Genomic DNA, 2,252 nt, shown 5'->3' with positions numbered 1-2,252 from the left:
CGAGAGCATCTTGGCGCAGGCCGCGGTGACGGCTGCCGAGCCGATCATGCTGGCGCTCTGCTGGCGGTTGACGGCGTTGTACATCGCCATGCCCAGCGTTTCCAGCAGCACGGCATCGAGCATGCCGTGGGCCTGCGAGGGCGACTGGCCAGTGGCCAGCGTGACGACGCTGCTGACGGCGTCGACGATCTGGCTGTTCACGCTGCTGTCGTCGGTCATGAACCGGCTCCCTTGTAGATGATCAATGCGAGGACCTGGGCCAGTGCGGCATCGGCCAGCACCTGGCCGCGCTGCTGGTTGGCCACGGCGTTTTCCATTGCCAGGCCGATGCTGTCGGCCATCGCGACATAGGTCATGCCCATGGCCAGCGCCGGGGCCTGGCCGATGGCGGCCAGCGAGCCGGCAGCGATGTCGCCACTCAGGCTGACGACGGCCGACGGGCGTGCCAATCAGCGGCTCCGCTGCAGGGCCCGGCCGGGCGCGAACCTGGCCGGGCTGCCGGCCTTACTTCAGGCCGAGGATCTCGGTCGTGGCGACACCGGTGGACGCGGTGTCCACCGCCAGCAGCGTGGCCACGCCTTGGGTGGTCGAGGCCTGCATGGTCACGTAGGACTGCTGCTGGTTGTTGGTGGCGTTGTGCGCCGCGTTGGACAGCGCCTGGCTGGTGGCCACGAACAGGTTGCCCATCGCGATGGCGGGCGAGTCGCCCAGCACCTTGGTGTTGACCTGCGAGACGGAGTCGGTGATCTGGCTGTTGACGGCAGTTGGAAATGCCATGGTGAATGCTCCTTGCAGTTGAGGGATTGAACGGTTGGAAACAGCGAGGGAACACGGGGCGCCTCAGCGCAGCCCGCGCGTCGCCCGGCTCAGCCGAGGATCTTCTTGGTGGCTGCGCCGGTGGCGCCGGTGTCCAGCGAATACAGCAGCGTGACGCCCATCGTGGTCGCGGCCTGCGCGGTGACGTACATCTGCTGCTGGGCCATCGTGGCGTTGTGCGCCGCGTTGGCCAGCGCCTGGGCGGTGGCCTGGTACAGGTTGCCCATCGCGATGGCTGGCGAGGTTCCGAGCACCTGGACATTGGCCTGCGTCACGGAGTCGGTGATCTGGCTGTTGACAGCGGTGGGAAATGCCATGTGCTCAGCTCCTTGTCGTTAACGGTTGGTGGCGCGGCTCAGCTGCCCAGGATGGTTTCGGTGGCAACGGCGGTGCTGGCGGTGTCGATCGCGTACAGCGTGGCCACGCCCATGGTGGTGGCCGCCTGCGCCGTCACGTAGCTCTGCTGCTGCGCGCTGGTGGCGTTGTGCGCCGCGTTGGCCAGCGCCTGCGCGGTGGCCTGGTAGAGGTTGCCCATGGCGATCGCCGGTGCGTCACCCAGGACCTTGGTGTTGGCCTGGGTGATGGAGTCGGTGATCTGGTCGTTGACGGCGGTAGGGAAGGCCATGTCGATTCCTCAGAAGTTAAGAACCCAGGCCCTTGACGCCGGTGCCGGTGCTCAGGATGCTTTTGGTGGCGACGCCGGTGGTGGCGGTGTCGATCGAATACAGCGTGGCCACGCCCATCGTGGTGGCCGACTGGGCCGTCACGTAGCTCTGCTGCTGGGCGTTGGTCGCGTTGTGCGCGGCGTTGGCCAGCGCCTGCGCGGTGGCCTGGAACAGGTTGCCCATCGCGATGGCGGGCGCATCGCCCAGCACCTTGGTGTTGGCCTGGGTGACCGAATCGGTGATCTGGTCGTTGACGGAGGTGGGAAATGCCATGTCGACTCCTGAGCGTGCGGACCTCGCGGGTCCTGTGGTGGATGGGCCGGCAGACGGCGGGTGGCTGGCTTTGCGCTGGCAGACCCGTCGTTTGCGTGAGTTCATGCTAGGAGGACCGCCCCGCCGGCGATCTGTGCAGATGACGGAATAGGACGCTTCAGCGACGGGGAAACACGGTGCCGATGACGCTGGCCGGGTGCGGTGCGGTAGAAGCCGGCAAGCGGTTTGGCCGCATCCGGCGACCGGGCCCTGGGCCGGCGCCGGGCCGGTGCCGGAGCGACCCTGCGGAATCGACGATGTGCGAGCTGGGCGCCTGTCCACCTGTTCACGCCCCGCGCGACCGGCTTGACCGCTTGTTGCATCGCCGCGCGCCGGGCGGGCCTAAACTTGTTCCGCTTGGCGGCAGCCGGCCGGCCGTGTGAGGCCTCGCCGCGGTGTCGCCGTCGTTTGCACCCTTGCATGTCCAGTCCCCTGAATTTCGCGTCCTTCCTGCAACAG

General features: G+C 67.6%; 6 protein-coding genes. All 6 read right to left on the bottom strand.

The features are described from left to right. Positions 1-219, bottom strand: a 219-nt coding sequence (locus FKP22_RS27820) for a RebB family R body protein (RefSeq protein WP_211361622.1), incomplete at its 3' end; no start/stop codon positions are given. After that, positions 216-449 carry a RebB family R body protein gene (locus FKP22_RS34125; protein WP_141291258.1) on the bottom strand — a complete coding sequence of 78 codons (234 nt, stop codon included), beginning with the start codon at positions 447-449 and terminating at the stop codon, positions 216-218. The genes FKP22_RS27820 and FKP22_RS34125, both read right to left, overlap by 4 nt. A 55-nt stretch (positions 450-504) precedes the next feature. Then, positions 505-777, bottom strand: a complete 273-nt coding sequence (locus FKP22_RS27810) for a RebB family R body protein (RefSeq protein WP_141291256.1) — start codon at positions 775-777, stop codon at positions 505-507. 89 nt (positions 778-866) lie between these two features. Next, on the bottom strand, positions 867-1,133 hold the full coding sequence (locus tag FKP22_RS27805; protein WP_141291254.1) for a RebB family R body protein: 267 nt from the start codon (positions 1,131-1,133) through the stop codon (positions 867-869). 38 nt (positions 1,134-1,171) lie between these two features. Continuing rightward, positions 1,172-1,441, bottom strand: a complete 270-nt coding sequence (locus FKP22_RS27800) for a RebB family R body protein (protein ID WP_141291252.1) — start codon at positions 1,439-1,441, stop codon at positions 1,172-1,174. A gap of 16 nt (positions 1,442-1,457) precedes the next feature. After that, entirely contained in the window at positions 1,458-1,754 is a 297-nt protein-coding gene (locus FKP22_RS27795; protein ID WP_141291250.1) for a RebB family R body protein, read from the bottom strand. Positions 1,755-2,252 lie beyond the last annotated feature (498 nt).

Origin of the sequence: Ideonella azotifigens (assembly GCF_006519715.1) — a bacterium.
Lineage (GTDB): Bacteria > Pseudomonadota > Gammaproteobacteria > Burkholderiales > Burkholderiaceae_C > Ideonella > Ideonella azotifigens.
Note: the sequence above shows the minus strand (reverse complement) of the source record. Positions and strands in the feature narration are given on the sequence as shown.